A 16,609-nucleotide genomic window follows, 5' to 3' on the forward strand; every position below is an offset into this window, starting at 1 on the left:
CGGGTCATGATGCGCTATGTATTACGTTATGAGAAAATTTGCCTTGATCCTCGCCCTCGTTGCGGCCCCGTTCACAGCCTTTGCCGGCGCGCCCGAAATCACACAAGTGCGCGCGGTCAAGGAAGGCATGGGTTGGCGGTTTTTCGTCACGATTGCCCATACGGACACAGGCTGGGATCACTATGCCTCAGGCTGGGAAGTGGTTGATGCCAACGGCACAGTTCTGGGCGTGCGCGAGTTTGCCCACCCCTATATGAGCGATGAGCCTTTCACGCGGTCGCTGGGTCATATCATGCTGCCCGATGGCACGCGCGAAGTCTTCGTGCGGGCCTTTTGCTCAATAGGCAACAAAAGTGCAGAGCCTACGCGAGTCGAAATCAGCTATTACGACTAGCCGCTAACGCCGCCCCTCGCGCAGCCACCCCCCAAGAACCAGAGCAGAGATCAGCGCGAGAACCAGCCATGCGGGCAGAAGGTCCGTTTGCGTCACCGACGCTGTGCGGTAAGCGCCGCGCGGGGCGATCCCCATCCATGTGCTGCCCGCCGCCGGGCGCCCCTCGCGCACCGCGCGAATGGTGGGCACACCGTCTTCGATCGCGCGCGCGCCGCCATTGGTCCCGGCAATCAGCGGGGCAAGGACATCGGCGCTCGCCATGGTCTGCTCAAACTCCACCGGGGCGGCTGGGCCAAGGCCAATCACCGCCGTCTGCTCGCCATTGGCGAGGCGGTAGAGGCCAATCACCGGCCCATCGTAAAGCGCCTCATAGCGGCCGGGGCTGACCTCCTCCATCGGCAAGATCACCTCATCGCCAAGCGGCGTTGTGATGGTGACGTCGCCTGCACCCTCCTCCAGCGTGCGGCGGATGACGCGCATCTGCTGGCCCGTGGCCTCTGCCCAAAGCGCTTCTTCCTCAAGCTCTGGTTCTTTCATCATCCAATGGGCCAAACGGCGCAACAATTCGAGTTGCGGCCCGCCCCCCTCAAACCCGCGGTTCCAGAGCCAGGCGTGATCAGATGCCAGAAGCGCCACGCGCCCCTCGCCCACACGGTCAAGCACCAACAAGGGCCGCTCTTCCGCGCCGGACATCAACACATCGCCCGTCACCTCATCAAGATCAATCTGCCGCATCCAGCGGCCCCACTCGCCTGCGTGCATCTGTTCCAGCCCGGCGGTCACGGGATGACGCGCGCCCAGCTCGGAAATAGTGGGGCGGTAGCCCTCTTCGATCACGCGGGCTGTGGGGCGCGCGGGCACGATGGCTTCCAATGGCGAGCGGTAGAGGCTGTCGGCGCTGGCAAAATCTGGCCCTGCATTGATCAAAACCGCGCCGCCCTGCTCCACGTAATTGCGCACATTATCGAGATAGAGCGACGGCAGGATACCGCGCCGTTTGTAGCGGTCAAAGATAATCAGGTCGAAATCGTCGATCTTCTCAAGGAAAAGCTCACGCGTGGGGAAGGCGATGAGGCTCAACTCGCGCACCGGCACCCCGTCTTGTTTTTCCGGCGGGCGCAGGATGGTGAAATGCACAAGGTCCACAGAGCTGTCGGATTTTAAGAGGTTGCGCCATGTGCGCCCACCTGCATGCGGCTCGCCCGAGACCAACAAAACGCTCAGCCGGTCGCGCACACCGTTGATCTGGATGAGGGCAGAATTGTTGCGATCCGTGAGTTCCCCCTCGGCCATGGGCGTGGTGAATTGCAGGACATTGCGTCCCCCATGCGGCAGGGTGAGCGGCAGGTTGATCTCTTCGTTCACCGGCACTTCAAAACGCTGCGGCGGCTCACCATCAACGGAAATATCCAGCGGCACAGTGGTCACCGATGGCGCATCGCCGCTATCATCCACACGCAGCGACAGGATGATCTCCTCACCCAAAATGGCAAAGGCGGGCGCGTTCTCCACGATCAGGCGGCGGTCCCAATCACCCGTGCGCCCGGTGTGCAGCAGGTGCAGCGGCGCAGGCAGGTTGGGCGCGCGCTCAATATCATGGAGGCGCCCATCGCTCAGCATGAAGATGCCCGCGATCCGGCCCTGCGGCTCCTCGGCCAGCGCCTCGGCCAACGCGGTCATCATCTGCGTGCCGCTATTCTCGGCCCCGTCTTGCACGGTGACGCGGCGCACTTCGGTATTGTCGCGCGCGGCGATGCGGGCCGAGAGGGTCTCAGCCGCACTGGCCGTATCCTCGGCTCGGGTAGCAAGCTGTTGGCTGGCGCTCGCGTCCTCAACGACGATGACGATATCGCTCAGATCCGCGCGCTCCTCCCGCTGAAGCGCGGGGCCCATGAGGGCGGCCAGCACCACGATCCCCGCGAGGCCCCGCAGCGCCCAACCAGAGAGGCCGCGGTTAAGCGCCAGGGCAACCCCGGCCAGCGCCATGCCGCCCAGCGCCGCAATGAGCCAGATCGGCAAAAGCGGATCAAATATGATACTTCCGGTCATTGGCCCAACCTGTCGAGAAGGGCCGGCACATGGACCTGATCCGATTTGTAATTGCCCGTCAGCACATGCATCACAAGGTTGACGCCAAAGCGGTACGCCAGCTCGCGCTGCCGCTCTCCGGCAAAGCCGCGCCCGACGGGAAACATCGGATTGCCCCGCGCGTCCACGGCCCAGGCAGCGCCCCAGTCATTGCCGCCAATCACCACCGGGCTGACACCATCATTGAGGTTGCGAAACGGCATGCCTTCGATCTGTTCGGCATCCGCAGGGGCCGATTCCACCCAGACAGGGCGGCCTGCGTGGCGGCCCGGAAAGTCCTGAAGCAGGTAGAACGTCCGCGTGAGCACATGGTCCTGCGGCACCCGCTCCAGCGGCGGAATGTCGAGCGGTGCGGCAAGGCGTTGCAGCTTGGCCCCATTGGGCGAGGACGCGCCAAAAGCGGCGATATCAGCGTCACGCGTGTCAAAGAGGATCATCCCGCCTGAGCGCAAATATTGGTTGAGCCGCACATAGGCCTCCGCCGAGGGCGTCGGCTGATCGGGTGTAATCGGCCAGTAAAGAAGTGGATAAAACGCCAGCTCGTCCCGCTCCAGATCAACGCCCACTGGGGGGGCAGGCTCCACCGTTGTGCGGAAAAAGAGCGTCTGACCGAGCCCCAAAAGGCCCGCGCGCGCGGTGTCGTCCAGACGAGCATCGCCGGTGAGAATATGGGCCAGCGTCACCTCTGATGAGAGGGCCGCCTGACTTTGCTCGGCTGCGGTCTGGGCCTGTGCATCGGGCGCGACAAGCATCAGAGCCGCAAAAAGCGCTGCCGCGCGCGCCGGGATAAGGCGGCCCGAAAGGGCGAGCGAGGCAAGGATATCCGCCGTCAGCAACAAAAGCGCCGCCGCAAGAAGCCAGCCGCCCAAAGGGGCCTCGGCAGGCCGCGCAAGCCCTGTCACGGGGACGCGCGCGGGCCATGTCACGGGCTCCAGCACCGCATCCGCACCGAGCACGTTGCGCGCAATGCGCCTTTCGGGGCCATCATACAGACCGGGCTGCAATGCAGGACCCAGAGCGTCCGCAGCAAGCGCCTCACCCGCCACGCCGGGCAGCGTGTCGCCGTCCTGCAAGCTGCCAAACCCATCAAGCACCTGCACGGGTTGCCATGTGGTGCCGATCAGATCTTCGGCGTCCGGCATGCTTGCAGCAGAGGAGATCGCCAGCCGTTCCAACATCTGCACAAAGAGACCCGAGAGCGGCAGCGTGGACCATTCAGCATTGGCCGTGATGTGGAAAAGCACCACCTGCCCCTGCCCAATCCGCTTGCGCGTCACCAAAGGCGTGCCATCGGTCAACTGTGCGATCACGCGGTCGGCAAGAGTGGGGTCAGGCTGTGCCATGACCTGCGAATTCACCACCACATCGGCTGGGATGACGAGACCCGCAAAGGGGCTATCCTCGGCAAAGGGCGCGAGGGATTTGGGCGCACCCCAGCTCATCGCGCCGCCCACCGTGCGCCCGCCCACACGCAGACGCACAGGCATCAGCGCATCCTCCTCGGACCGTGACACGTCGCTCGCGGCAAGGCGCGGGCCTGCGAAGCGCAGCAAGGTGCCCCCCGCGTTCGTCCAGTCCAAAAGCGCGGCCTGCTCTGCGCCCGACAGGGTGCCCACATCGGCCAGAACGATGACATTGGGGCTGGCCGGTAGGATATCCATCAGCGCGCCATCCAGTATATCGGCGGCGGGAGCCAGCGCCCGCTCAAGGTAATGCAGCGGCGAGAGTAGTTCGAGGCCTTCGCGGTCATCGCGCCCGGCGATCAGGGCCACTTCGCGGCGTTTGAGGCTATCATCCGAGAGGGTCACGGCACCTGCATGGCTCTGACCGGCAATCTCAAACCGCGTGATACGCGCGCGCAGCTCAGCTGGCAGCGACAGGGCCACCTCGCCTCGCGTCTCGCCCTCGGGGAAGGTGAGTGTCGCACTGCTGAGAACACGCGGCGTGCCCGACGGATCAAGCCCATGGGCCAGAAGTGTCACCTCGCGCGCGCTGCCGGGCTGCGCGCGCTGCGCCGTGAGGGCAAGGGTGCCATCCTCAATGCGCGCGGGCGTAAGCGCAAAGATCGGGGCCGCGCTCTCGAACACAGTGACCGGGCCGCGCGCCTCCAAAGCCTCCAGCAAATCATCGCGCCCCTCGCGGGCCAGCCCATCGGAGAGCCAGCGGGTCTCGAACCCCTCCTCGCCCAGCGCGGCGGCGGCCTCCTCCATCTGCGCCTCGGACGGGGCCCATGCGGCAGGGGACGCCGTGGCCAGACGGCTGCGCCATGTCTCGGCGGCCTGAAAGACAGGCGGCTCCGGATCGGTGAGGCGCATCAGCGCCACGGCCCGCCCATCACGCCCGGCCTCGGCCAGCATCGCGTCCAGAAGATCGCGCTGCGCGGGCCAATCACGGGCGCTGGCCCAGCTTGCGTCAAGCACCACAAGAAGCGGCGCGGTGCTGCGCGCCTCGCTCGCGTCACGTGGGTTGAGCACTGGCCCCGCAAGCCCCACAATTACCGCCGCCACAGCCAGCATCCGCAATAGGAGCAGCCACCACGGTGTGCGATCCGTCACGCTATCCTCGTCCTTGAGGCCCAGCATCAGCGCCACACCCGGAAAACGCCGCCGCACGGGCGAGGGCGGCACCGCGCGCAGCAATATCCACAAGATCGGCAAAAGCGCCAACGCCACCAAGAGCCATGGTGCGGAAAAACCGATGGGGCCAAGCGTCATGTGACGCGCCCGCCGCTTATGGCCCCATGAAGCCACAAAAGCGCCGATTGGGCCGACGCATTGGTGCGGTGTGTGTGCAGTTGCCAGCCGGTGGTAGCGCAAATCTGCGAAAGCTCGGCCTTGCGGGCAGCAAGCCGCTCCAGATATTTGTCGCGCAGGTCTGACGCCTTGAGCGTTTCATGGGCCAGCGTGCCACCCACGGATTCGAAAATCGCGCGACCCCGGAAGGGAAACGACTCCTCCGCCGGATCAAGCACTTGCAACAGAACACCGCGCACGCCACGATCTGCGGCCTTGGTGAGGGCCGCGCGGACCGGCTCGAAATCGCCCAGAAAATCCGACACGAACATCGCGCGGCTATGGGGCAGCATTCCACGCGCTTCGGGCGCGCCGTAATCCTCGCTTGCGTCTTGGGAAAACAGCGCGGCCAAACGCTCCACCTGCGCGCGGCCCCGGCGCGGTGGCAACGCCCCACCCGTGAGGCCCACACGCTCGCCCCCGCGCAAAAGCAAGATGGACGCGGCCAACGCCAAAAGCCGCGCGCGGTCTGACTTCTCGGGCAGGCCGGGCTCAGACGCAAATCGCATGGAGGCCGCACCATCCACCCAGAGCATGACGCTCTGCGCGATCTGCCATTCACGCTCGCGCACATATTGCACGTCACTGCGCGCGGACCGGCGCCAGTCAATCATGCGCAGCGCGTCGCCCTGTTGCACAGGGCGGTATTGCCAGAAGTCATCGCCCATGCCCGCCCGCCGCCGACCGTGTTCGCCCAGCAAAACGGTGCCCGCAAGCTGATCCGCCCGTGCCAGAAGTGCGGGAAACCGAGCCGCCTCAGCCTCAGCCATGGCCCGCAGGCCGGAGACCCGTGGTGAGAGGGCGGCGTCGCTCACGCGGCGGCCCGTGGCTGCATCATGGCCTCAGCGGTCTCAGTGATCAGACCCTCAAGGCTGTCACCCCGCGCGCGCGCCGAGAAGTTAAGCGCCATCCGGTGAATAAGAACCGGTTGCGCCATCACCGCCACATCCTCGGCGTTGGGGGCCAGCCGCCCCTGCAAAAGCGCGCGCGCCCGCACAGTCAACATAAGCGCCTGTGCCGCGCGCGGGCCGGGACCCCAAGCCACGCTCTCACGGACCTTGTCGCTGGCCGACACATCATCAGGCCGAAAGGCCCGCACGAGATCAAGGATCATATCCATCACACCATCCCCCACAGGCATCCGACGCAAGAGAGATTGCGCCGCAATGAGCCCGTCTGCGGTAAAGACCGCATGCGCCTCATCCTCTGCCGCGCCCGTAGTGGCCAAGAGAATATCACGCTCCGTCGCACGGTCTGGGTATGGCACATCGATCTGTACCAAAAACCGGTCAAGCTGCGCTTCGGGCAAAGGATACGTCCCCTCCTGCTCAATCGGGTTCTGCGTGGCCAGCACATGAAACGGCGCGCCAAGGCTGCGATCCTGCCCGGCCACGGTCACCTGCCGCTCCTGCATCGCCTGCAAAAGGGCCGATTGGGTCCGGGGGCTCGCGCGGTTGATCTCATCCGCCATCAGAAGCTGGCAAAAGATCGGGCCGGGAATGAATTTGAACGCGCGACTGCCATCCGCGCCGGTCTCCAGAACTTCGCTGCCCAAAATATCGGCAGGCATCAAATCAGGGGTGAACTGCACCCGGTTGCCCTGAAGCCCCATGACGGTCGAGAGCGTCTCCACCAGCCGCGTCTTGCCCAGCCCCGGAAGACCCACAAGAACCGCATGCCCCCCGCACAAAAGAGCCGAAAGCGCGAGATCCACGACCCGCTCTTGCCCGATGAACCGGCGGGTGATCGACGCGCGCGCCTCGGCCAGCTTGGCCTCCAGCGTCTCGATCTCGGCCACCAGATTGGCGTCATCGGTCATGGCAATACTCCTGTCCAAGCTATATCCAGACTTAAGAGTGTATCGCGCGAAGAGGAAATGGCAAAAGATATGAGCGGAGAAAAGATCACGACACCGTCAGCAGAAAACATCGCAGCCTCCGCAAAAGCGGCCGGTGCCAAGGGGCTCCCGCCAGTGCACCTCTGGGACCCGCCCTTCTGCGGAGACCTTGATATGCGCATCATGCGCGATGGCACATGGTTCTACCAAGGCACGCCCATCGGGCGGCCTGGCCTCGTGCGGCTCTTCTCCACGATCCTGCGCAAGGACGGCGCTAAATATTTTCTCGTCACCCCGGTGGAGAAGGTCGGCATCACGGTCGAGGACGCACCTTTCGTCGCCATCGACTTCGAGACGGCGGGCAGCGGTGCGGCCCAATCGCTGGCATTCGAGACCAATGTGGGCGACACGGTGCGCGCGGGGCCGGACAACCCGATCCGCGTGGTGCGCGACGCCGAGACGGGCGAGCCCTCCCCCTATGTGATGGTTCGCAACGATCTTGAGGCATTGATCGACCGCAAGAGCTTCTACCGACTGGTCGAAATCGGCACGCATCACGATGGCTGGTTTGGCCTCTGGTCGGGCGGCAGTTTCTTCGGCATCATCCCCTCGGATGAGCTTCCAGAGGCCTGAATGCCCCGCTTCTGCGCCAACCTGTCGATGCTCTTTCAGGAGCTGCCATTGCTTGAGCGTTTCGCCGCCGCCGCACACGCAGGCTTTGAGGCGGTCGAAGTGCTCTTTCCCTATGACGACCCCACCCCCCTCATTCAGCGCGCCCTCATCTCATCCGGCTTGCCGCTCGCGCTGATCAACACACCCCCGCCCAATTGGACCGGCGGCAACCGTGGCTTCGCCGCCGTGCCGGGGTCCGAAGACCGCTTCCGCCATGATTTCAAACGCACCCTGCGCTACGCAGACGTCCTCAGGCCGCGTTTCATCCACATCATGGCAGGCGCCGCGTCAGGCACCGACGCACTGGACGCATTCACCAACAACCTCACATGGGCCGCAGCCGAGGCTCCAAACCAACGCCTTACGATCGAGCCGATCAACACGGACGACATGCCGGGCTATTTTCTCAATGATTATACCCAAGCCGCCGAAATTCTAGACAGGGTCGCGGCCCCCAACCTGCACATGCAATTCGATGCCTACCACGCCCATAAAATCACCGGTGATATGCTCACCACATGGCGCACGCACGCGCACCGCATCGCCCATATCCAAATCGCCTCCCCCAATGGCCGCCACGAACCAGACAGGAGCCCAGTCGACTATCCCAACTTTTTCAATACCTTGGATGACAGCGGATACGCGGACTTCGTCAGTGCTGAATACATCCCCCGTACCACCACGACCGAAGGCCTCGGCTGGATGATCTAAAGCGTCTCAAATTATACTTGAGGCACGAAGATAATTTGAAACGCGCACTGACCTTATATGTTGCGAGCGTTTCGAGAAAAGCAGTGCTTCAGGTTTTTCCCGAAACGCTTTAGACCGCTGGCTTTTTCTTGGCTGAAATACCCAAAAACGACACCACAAAACCGCACAAACTCTTGAAGCTGCCCAAACACCAGCCCCAAACACCCAACAGCGCGCCAGCGCTCAAACCGGCGCGCAGCACGGCGCTCCGTCAGGTCAGAGCGTCCTCAATGCGCCTCGGCCCAATTTGCCCCCTGCCCCGCATCCACAGTCAACGGCACATCAAGCTTCACCACAGGCCCGGCGGCGGCCTCCATCACCTCGCGGGCGGCGGCAATCACGCGTTCCTCGGCCCCCGCCTCAACCTCAAAGAGCAATTCATCATGCACCTGCAACAGCATCTTGCAGGGCAGGTCCGCAATCGCCTCGGGCATCCGGATCATCGCGCGCCGGATCACATCGGCTGCCGTGCCCTGAATGGGCGCGTTGATCGCCGCACGCTTGGCAAACCCTGCGCGCGGGCCTTTGGCGGAAATCTCGGGGGTATGAATCTTGCGGCCAAAAAGCGTCTCAACATGGCCATGCTTTTTAGCAAACTCAACAGTGGCATCCATGTAATCACGGATGCCCGGGAAGCGCTCAAAATACCGATCAATAAAGCCCTGCGCCTCGGCTCTTGGGATGCGCAGATTGCGCGCCAAACCAAACCCCGAAATCCCATAGATCACGCCAAAATTGATCGCCTTGGCGCTGCGGCGCACTTCGGGCGTCATGGCGTCCATCGGCACGCCGAACATCTCCGAGGCGGTCATCGCATGAATGTCATGCCCCTGTCGAAATGCCTCTTTCAGCGCGTCAATATCCGCCACATGCGCCAGAATCCTCAGCTCGATCTGGCTGTAATCCAGCGCCACAAGCGTGCGCCCCTCGGGGGCCACAAACGCCTCGCGGATGCGGCGGCCTTCCTCGCTGCGGATGGGGATGTTTTGCAGGTTCGGATCAGACGAGGCCAGCCGCCCGGTGCTCGCCCCCGCCTGCATATAGGATGTGTGCACCCGCCCCGTATCAGGGTCGATATGATCCTGAAGCGCGTCCGTATAGGTTGACTTGAGCTTGCTGAGCTGACGCCAATCCAGCACCCTTGCTGGCAGCGCGTGTTCGGTCGCCAGATCCTCCAGCACATCGGCACCCGTGGCATAAGCCCCCGTCTTGCCCTTCTTGCCGCCCTCAAGGCTCATCTCGTCAAAGAGAATTTCGCCCAGCTGCTTGGGCGAGCCCACATTGAAGCTGCGCCCGGCAAGCTCATGAATCTCCGCCTCAAGCCCCGCCATCTTCTGCGCAAACGCATTGGACATACGGCTCAGCACGTCGCGATCCACCAGGATCCCATGCCGCTCCATCTGCGCCAGCACAGGCACGAGAGGCCGCTCCAGCGTCTCGTACACGCGGGTGACCTGCGCACGGTGAAGCTGCGGCTTGAACGTGAGCCAGAGCCGCAGGGTGATATCTGCATCCTCCGCTGCATATTTCACCGCCTCCTCAACCGGCACCCGGTCAAAGGTGATCGCAGACTTACCGCCCCCCAAAAGGGATTTGATCGGAATCGGCGTGTGGCAAAGATAGCGCTCACTGAGCGCATCCATCCCGTGATTATGCATCCCCGCATGGAGCGCATAGGACATCAGCATCGTGTCATCTACCGGCGCAATCGCCACACCGTAGCGGGCCAGAACCTTGGCATCGTATTTCATATTCTGCCCGATCTTGAGAACCGCCGGGTCCTCCAGAACAGGCTTCAACGCGGTCACTACAGCGTCCAGATCAAGCTGCCCATCGGCCAAAATGTCCGAGCCAAAGAGATCATCCGCATCGCCATCCTTATGGGCCAGCGGGATGTAACAGGCCTGCCCCGGCTCCACGCTGAGGCAGATGCCGACAAGCTCCGCCTGCATGTCATTGAGCGATGTGGTCTCGGTATCCACGGCCACATATCCGCGCGCCATGATCCGCTTCACCCAGACCTCAAGCGCCGCCATATCTGACACACGCTCGTAGCCATCCGGATTGATTGCGGGCCAATCGGGCGCGCCCTCCTCGGCCCCTCTCGGCGCCTCCTCGGTGATCACCGGCGCCTCGGCCCCGACAGCGGCGGCAATGCGCTTGGTCAGGGTGCGAAACTCCATCTCGGCGAGAAAGCCCAAAAGCACATCCGGGTCCGGATCACGCACCTCCAGATCATCAAGGCCAAACTCCAGCGACATATCGCAATCGAGCTGCACCAACTGGCGCGACAAACGGATCTGATCTGCGTGATTGATCAAGGTCTCACGTCGCTTGGGCTGCTTAATCTCGCCTGCGCGGGCCAAAAGCGTATCAAGATCGCCGTATTCGTTGATCAAAAGCGCCGCCGTCTTCACCCCGATCCCCGGCGCGCCCGGCACGTTATCCACCGAATCACCGGCCAGCGCCTGCACATCGACGACCCGCTCCGGCCCCACGCCAAATTTCTCCTCAACCCCCTCCACATCAATGCGCTTGTTCTTCATCGCGTCGAGCATCTCAACCCCGCCGCCCACAAGCTGCATCATGTCCTTGTCCGACGAGATGATCGTCACCCGCCCGCCCGCATCGCGCGCGCGGCAGCTCAGCGTGGCGATGATATCGTCGGCCTCAAACCCCTCCATCTCCTTGCACGCAATGTTAAACGCCTCGGTCGCGCGCCGCGTCAGGGGGATCTGCGGACGCAACTCTTCAGGCATCGCCTCGCGGTTGGCCTTATACTCTGAATAAAGCTCATTGCGGAACGTATGGCTGCCCTTGTCGAAAATCACCGCCACGTGGGTCGGCGCATCGGGCCCCGTGTTTCCCTCGACATAACGCTGAAGCATGTTGCAAAAGCCAGACACCGCCCCGATGGGCAGCCCGTCCGATTGCCGCGTCAAAGGCGGTAGCGCATGATAGGCGCGAAAGATAAATGCCGACCCATCAATCAGATGCAGATGACATCCCTTGCCAAACCCAGTGCTCATCTTCGCCCCCCGCTAATTACGGCCCAAGATATGACACGCCGCGCGCGCACCCGCCAGAGGCCCCACGGCCCCTCCCAGCTTTCTTCTTAGCAAAAATACTCAAAATCGGAGATCGCTCAGCACCCAAGCGCCGGAGGATTCAGACCTTACCCTCAAAATCCTTGTGGATGATCTTGCAATCGCAATAGGGGCACTCGACCCAGCCTTGATCTGTCGGGATCTGCAACCAAACCCTGGGATGGCCCAACGCGCCCTCGCCACCGTCACATGATATGCGGTATTTCTCAACGATGCGGGTCTCTGGAGCCTCAGTCACCATCGGGGCGTTTCCTTTTGCCTGTGCTTGGTCTACCCCCTCGTTATCTGCGATGACACGAGCGAGGGCAAGAGCACCATGAACGCATCAGCCATTGAGATACGCGGCCTGCGCAAAACCTATGGCGGCACGGCCAAATCCGCGCCGAAAGAGGCTCTGCAAGGCGTCGATCTCGACATCCCCGCAGGCTCGGTCTTTGGCCTTCTGGGCCCCAATGGTGCGGGCAAGTCCACGCTGATCAACATCCTTGCCGGGCTGGTGATCAAAAGCGCCGGGCAGGTCACGATCTGGGGCTTTGATCAGGACGTGAACCCACGTCAGAGTCGGGCCGCCATCGGCGTCATGCCCCAAGAGCTTAACCTTGATCCCTTCTTCACCCCGCGCGCAGCCCTTGAGGTACAGGCGGGCCTTTACGGCGTTCCGAAATCACAGCGGCGCAGCGACGAGATCCTCCGCCTCGTAGGGCTTGAAGACAAGGCCGAGGCCTATGCCCGCGCGCTCTCGGGTGGGATGCGGCGGCGTCTGTTGCTGGCCAAGGCGCTGGTCCATCGCCCGCATGTGCTGGTTCTGGACGAGCCGACGGCGGGCGTGGATATCGAGCTGCGTCAGATGCTGTGGGACAACATTCGCAAACTGAACCGCGAGGGGATGACGATCATCCTGACTACGCATTATCTGGAAGAGGCCGAAGAGATGTGCGACGAGATCGCGATCATCAATCACGGCGCGGTCGTGGCGCGCGACAGCACGCAAAACCTTCTGGCGCGTATGGATACACGCACGATGGTTGTGGTGCCCGAAAGTGCGCCCGGCACCCTGCCCGATATGGAGGGGATCACGGCTGACATGCGCAACGATGGCACGATCGCGCTAACCTATCACGCGGGCCAAACGCGGGCCGAGGATGTGCTGGACGCGGTGCGCGCCGCCGGCATCCAGATCCGCGATCTGCGCACCGAACAGGCCGATCTTGAGGATGTGTTCCTGAACTTGACCCAAAGCCGGTGAGGCCCTGTGCGGTTCAGGCGGCGACCACCCGCAGTTGAAAGCAATTGTTCCGTGCAGAGCGTATATCGACAAAGGCCACATCCGCCCGCGCCAAGATCGCAGTGGCGGTCTGGGCGATATCCTCAGACGGGGTGATGCGGCCTGTGCCATAGACAATTCGCTCATCAGGGCCATAGCCCTTCAAGAGGTAATCCGGGCTGGTCGTCAGGATATCTGGTAGGGGCGCACCGCGCCCCACATAGGCGCCACATTGCGTGGCACATAAGAAAATCGGCCCTGTCTCGGCATAGGCGTGCAGCGCGGCAAAGGGACGATGCGCGAGGATCAGCATCTCTTGCCCCCTCGGCACATCGCACAGACAATGGCGGCACGGAACGCCGGTGCCATCCGAAATTACACGCTCGGGGGTCAAACCATAGGCATCGGGCGCGCCGGATTGATAGGCGCGCACTTGGTCCGTCGGCAGGGGGAGAAAACGCAAAACTGTCGCGGGATCGGGTATCATAAGGCAGGCTCCTTTGCTCTGCCTTATGGCCTACGGGGCTTGCTGGCACGCAGCGACCCGGAAGATGCGCATTACGCCGGTTTGGCCACCAAGGGGCCAAGAACGCGCCCTCCGAGGACATGCATATGCAGATGTGGCACTTCCTGAAGCCCTGCCTCGCCCGCGTTTGAAATCACACGGTAGCCGTCCTCACCATCGCCCGGTCGCAAGCCCGTCATGCGACAGACCTCGCCAATGGTGCGTGTGAAATCGGCGATCTCCGCCGCGCTCGCCTCGGCGGCAAAATGGTCATAGGTGACATAAGGCCCTTTGGGGATCACCAGCACATGCACCGGCGCCTGAGGGTAAAGATCGCGGAAAGCAAGGCAATGCGCCGTCTCCAACACAGTGTCGTTCGGGATCTCGCCGCGCAGGATTTTGGCGAAGATGTTCTGGTCGTCATAGGCGTAGGGCATGTGGCATCCTTTGGTGGCGCGCTGTTTTGGGTCAATCAGTCGGCAAAGAGGTGATCAGTTTCGGCGATCTCGCGCGCCTTGTCATGGCTGATATCAAGAAACTTCGCGATGGGGCCAGTGTTCTCGGCGGGGCCGAATTGTTCGCGTATGATGTGATGATGCTCGAATTCAGCGTCGCGGATCTTGTCGCTCTCAAAGGTCATATCGCCCCGGATCGTGGGCAAAAGCCGCTCCAGCGTTTCGCTGCTTGTCTGCTCACCCGCGAGGCCCACCCTTGTGGCATGGCCGATCAGATAATTGTCGGTGAAAACACACTGAATTTCCAACAGGCGGGTCGTACTGCGATCATTACAGAAATCCTGCAAGAGATCGAGATTGCCGGGGTCCATGCAGACGATCATCTGATCCGTCTCATAATAATCAAAGAGCATCCGCATCAACGCGCGGCGGTGGCGGGTGCGCTTCTCAAGGCTGGATTGAATGCCCCCCAGATCCGGCAGGTCGGCATCTTCCTCGTTAAAGAGATAATCAATCGTTGGCACATTGGTGACTTGCCGCACACGCTCCAAAAGGCGCTTGGCCACATGCCATTTCTTGCACACGACGATCATCAATTCCCGCTGCCGTCCAAGCGAGCTTTCCGTCTCCCAAAACCGGCTCCCAAACCGACGCCCAATGCGGCCCCGGTCGGTGAGAAATTTAAAAAGGCTCCGCCCTTCGTTGGAGATTTTGAACTCCGCCCGGTCATCGGAATAAAGCGCACCGAGCCGCGCCTTCAACTCCTTCGCCTCAGAGCTGATCTTGCGCGCAAAAAGCGCGTCTTGGCCCAAAAGCAGCTCGTAGTGATCGTTGTAGAAGGTCTGCGGCATCCCGTACTCGGTGAACATCAGGAAGGTCAGCGTGCGCGTACGGATCTCAGAGTCGGGAACAATATGGCGCACGAGGGTCTGGAAGAACGTCTCATCAGGAATCCACGTGGTGCGGAAAAACCGCATCACATCACCGCGCGTTTGGACGAAATCCAAAATCCACTCAATGGTGCGACGGCGCAGGCACCACCACTGACTGCCAATCTGGATCTGAATATCGGGTGGTATCTCACGCTGAAGCCGCAGCTTCTCCTGCGCCTTGGCAGAGGCATAAAAGAGCCACTTGTTTTTACGCTCGTTGAAGAAATGGCGGTAGATCAGCCGCTCTTCCTTCATGCCTGTCTTGATCCAATCACTGTCGAAATAGTCAAAACTCTCAATATAATCGACATCCTCGGCATCCAAAAACTCATGCGCATAGCGCGAGGATTTGATCGCAGCACAATCGCCCGACAGCATGTAGAAATGCGTGGCGCGCGGGAAGGCCTGCACCGCCGCCTCCACCGCCAGAAGCGTGGCCTGCACGAGGCTCCACTCACCCCACCCGCATTTGAGCCGCTTGCGCGCAAAGGTGACATTGGGATTGTCGCCCAAAGCCTCCTTGATGCGGCGGAAATCTTCCGCGTTGGCGCGGCCATCAAAATGGATCGCCATGTAATCACCAGCCGCCGTCAACATCTCCGCCTGACCGATGATGGCCTCGGGATCTTTGTGACAGAGTAATATGAAAGCGATTTTTGCCATTCGGAAAACAGACTACCCCTTGTTTCAAAGGTTTTTTACAGTGATAATCTCGTTACCATAGGGTTAAAACCGCCATCGTCGTGTTTTTTTAACCTGATAATCAACAATAAGTCCTAAACGGGCATCTGAGTTTTTGGAGACGGCAGGTATGGGTTTTCCCGGAACTTGGATGACTGAGAGCGAAAGCGTGGTGTATCGCGTGGTGCCGAAATGCGCCTGCTCGACCATTGGGCAAATCCTTTATTACTCAGATCACGGCACATTTTTCGACGGCGATATCCATGACGCCAAGAGCGGTCTGCACAAATGGGCGCTGGACGACAGCCAGCAGCTGATCACCGCCAATGTGACCGCCCATAAAAGTCACGCCTTCACCTGCGTGCGCAATCCCTACACCCGCATCCTCAGTTCGTTTTTCGACAAGATTTGCGGGATTCAGCGCAACGGGAAACGCTATCGAGGCAAGCTCGTGCCGCTTTTGATCCAAAAATACGGGATCGAAGTGGGCGGCGACGACGGCAAGGATGAGTTTGACCAGATCAAGAGCTTCCGCCGCTTCTTGCTCTTTGCCCGCGACACCATCCGCTGGCGGCGCCCGATGGACCCCGATATCCATTGGTCCGCACAGTCAGGGCATGTGAGCACGTTCATCGTAAACGGGGGGACCTATGACAAGATCTTCTGGACCGAGGATTTCAACGCCGGGATGCAGCAAGTGCTCGACGCGATCGAGACCCCCCAAAAGGTAGATCTGGCGGCGATCCCCCGCTTCAACGAATCCGAAGGGCACGGGCCCAAGCGCGCGCACCCGGTCGAGGACTATTTCGACGATATGGCGATGCATCTGGTCTACGAGATATACAAACGCGATTTCGAGCTTTTCAAATATGATTTCAAGGACCCCTCCAACAAAATGCCCATAGGCGAGATTGATCTGGATGAGGTCCACGCCAAGCTGGGTGAATGAAACACCTGTGGGGTTTGGATATTTGAACCAAGAAAAAGCCCAGTAAGCATTTCTTAACTACGAATCGCGCAAGCTGATCTTGCGGTACAGGCTGGGAAGCCGATGACCGCCCAAGGAAAAGTCGCGCGCCGGGCGGTAGCCTGCATCAGGAACGCTCTGACCGACGCTGCTCCCGGCGCACGC

14 protein-coding genes are annotated in these 16,609 nt (G+C 61.7%); 5 read left to right on the forward strand and 9 right to left on the reverse strand.

Going from position 1 to position 16,609, the window contains the following annotated elements:
* Positions 1–28 precede the first annotated feature (28 nt).
* Positions 29–394 carry a hypothetical protein gene (locus KUD11_RS03015; RefSeq protein ID WP_109386716.1) on the forward strand — a complete coding sequence of 122 codons (366 nt, stop codon included), beginning with the start codon at positions 29–31 and terminating at the stop codon, positions 392–394.
* A 3-nt stretch (positions 395–397) separates the two neighbouring features.
* Here the strand turns inward: KUD11_RS03015 and KUD11_RS03020 are convergent, their stop codons facing one another.
* From KUD11_RS03020 to KUD11_RS03035, 4 genes are read right to left on the reverse strand one after another with little or no spacing between them, the layout of a single operon-like run.
* On the reverse strand, positions 398–2,443 hold the full coding sequence (locus KUD11_RS03020; protein WP_109386714.1) for a hypothetical protein: 2,046 nt from the start codon (positions 2,441–2,443) through the stop codon (positions 398–400).
* A complete protein-coding gene (locus tag KUD11_RS03025) occupies positions 2,440–5,196 on the reverse strand; it encodes a DUF4159 domain-containing protein (protein ID WP_109386712.1) in 2,757 nt (918 codons plus the stop codon). The genes KUD11_RS03020 and KUD11_RS03025 overlap by 4 nt, the downstream gene beginning before the upstream one ends.
* On the reverse strand, positions 5,193–6,044 hold the full coding sequence (locus tag KUD11_RS03030; RefSeq protein ID WP_109388305.1) for a DUF58 domain-containing protein: 852 nt from the start codon (positions 6,042–6,044) through the stop codon (positions 5,193–5,195). The genes KUD11_RS03025 and KUD11_RS03030 overlap by 4 nt, the downstream gene beginning before the upstream one ends.
* A gap of 41 nt (positions 6,045–6,085) precedes the next feature.
* Positions 6,086–7,093 carry an AAA family ATPase gene (locus KUD11_RS03035; protein WP_109386710.1) on the reverse strand — a complete coding sequence of 336 codons (1,008 nt, stop codon included), beginning with the start codon at positions 7,091–7,093 and terminating at the stop codon, positions 6,086–6,088.
* A gap of 69 nt (positions 7,094–7,162) precedes the next feature.
* On the opposite strand from KUD11_RS03035, the gene KUD11_RS03040 reads away from it, so the two are divergent.
* Both KUD11_RS03040 and KUD11_RS03045 read left to right on the forward strand, forming a co-directional pair.
* A complete protein-coding gene (locus KUD11_RS03040; RefSeq protein ID WP_109388303.1) occupies positions 7,163–7,744 on the forward strand; it encodes a DUF1285 domain-containing protein in 582 nt (193 codons plus the stop codon).
* Positions 7,745–8,494, forward strand: coding sequence for a hydroxypyruvate isomerase family protein (locus tag KUD11_RS03045; protein WP_109386708.1), 750 nt, complete (start codon positions 7,745–7,747; stop codon positions 8,492–8,494).
* Between the two features lie 266 nt (positions 8,495–8,760).
* Here the strand turns inward: KUD11_RS03045 and polA are convergent, their stop codons facing one another.
* Both polA and KUD11_RS03055 read right to left on the reverse strand, forming a co-directional pair.
* Positions 8,761–11,562 (reverse strand): DNA polymerase I, encoded by a 2,802-nt coding sequence (gene polA / locus KUD11_RS03050; protein ID WP_109386706.1) that lies wholly within the window; start codon positions 11,560–11,562, stop codon positions 8,761–8,763.
* 139 nt (positions 11,563–11,701) lie between these two features.
* Positions 11,702–11,881: a zinc-finger domain-containing protein gene (locus KUD11_RS03055; RefSeq protein WP_109386704.1), complete on the reverse strand. Its 180-nt coding sequence runs from the start codon at positions 11,879–11,881 to the stop codon at positions 11,702–11,704.
* A gap of 75 nt (positions 11,882–11,956) precedes the next feature.
* Between KUD11_RS03055 and KUD11_RS03060 the strand changes: the two genes are divergently transcribed.
* Positions 11,957–12,886: an ABC transporter ATP-binding protein gene (locus KUD11_RS03060; protein WP_109388301.1), complete on the forward strand. Its 930-nt coding sequence runs from the start codon at positions 11,957–11,959 to the stop codon at positions 12,884–12,886.
* Positions 12,887–12,899: 13 nt separating this feature from the next.
* Here KUD11_RS03060 and KUD11_RS03065 read toward each other — a convergent pair whose 3' ends face one another.
* From KUD11_RS03065 to KUD11_RS03075, 3 genes are all read right to left on the reverse strand, one after another.
* Positions 12,900–13,391 (reverse strand): DUF1203 domain-containing protein, encoded by a 492-nt coding sequence (locus tag KUD11_RS03065; protein ID WP_109386702.1) that lies wholly within the window; start codon positions 13,389–13,391, stop codon positions 12,900–12,902.
* A 71-nt stretch (positions 13,392–13,462) separates the two neighbouring features.
* On the reverse strand, positions 13,463–13,846 hold the full coding sequence (locus KUD11_RS03070) for an HIT domain-containing protein (RefSeq protein WP_109386700.1): 384 nt from the start codon (positions 13,844–13,846) through the stop codon (positions 13,463–13,465).
* A 35-nt stretch (positions 13,847–13,881) separates the two neighbouring features.
* On the reverse strand, positions 13,882–15,459 hold the full coding sequence (locus tag KUD11_RS03075) for a DUF5928 domain-containing protein (RefSeq protein ID WP_109386698.1): 1,578 nt from the start codon (positions 15,457–15,459) through the stop codon (positions 13,882–13,884).
* A gap of 148 nt (positions 15,460–15,607) precedes the next feature.
* Here KUD11_RS03075 and KUD11_RS03080 point away from each other — a divergent pair, with 148 nt between their 5' ends.
* On the forward strand, positions 15,608–16,426 hold the full coding sequence (locus KUD11_RS03080; RefSeq protein ID WP_109386696.1) for a sulfotransferase family protein: 819 nt from the start codon (positions 15,608–15,610) through the stop codon (positions 16,424–16,426).
* The last annotated feature ends 183 nt before the right edge of the window (positions 16,427–16,609 follow it).

Origin of the sequence: Roseovarius carneus (genome assembly GCF_020141465.1) — a bacterium.
GTDB lineage: Bacteria > Pseudomonadota > Alphaproteobacteria > Rhodobacterales > Rhodobacteraceae > Roseovarius > Roseovarius carneus.